1 protein-coding gene is annotated in these 275 nt (G+C 58.2%); it reads left to right on the top strand.

Translation table 11 applies throughout. The features are described 5' to 3' along the window. Nucleotides 1-195: tetraacyldisaccharide 4'-kinase (locus tag ACRHOZ_RS20950; RefSeq protein ID WP_431130214.1), on the top strand; the 195-nt coding region annotated here is incomplete at its 5' end. Nucleotides 196-275: the final 80 nt, after the last annotated feature.

Here is a 275-nt window from a genome sequence, read left to right as displayed (position 1 = left end):
CATCAGGCATTGGCGCAGAGCGCAGTCGCCGCGCTGGCGACGCCGCAGCAAACCCTGCTGATGACCGAAAAAGATGCTGTGAAGTGTCGCGAATTTGCTCAGGCAAACTGGTGGTATCTTCCGGTCGACGCGATAATGACTGACCAACGCGCGCAGCGGTTGCTCACGGACTTAGTTACCCTGGCGCAACGCTAATCGTCGTATCACCGCTTGCGCCGGAACCCTTAACGGAGAAGCTGCATGCCGGTATTGTCCCTCTCGCTTAAAGAAGCCCG

The sequence above is a fragment of the Flagellimonas flava genome (genome assembly GCF_050617915.1).
GTDB classification, from domain to species: Bacteria; Bacteroidota; Bacteroidia; order Flavobacteriales; family Flavobacteriaceae; genus Flagellimonas; species Flagellimonas flava_A.
Note: the sequence above shows the minus strand (reverse complement) of the source record. Positions and strands in the feature narration are given on the sequence as shown.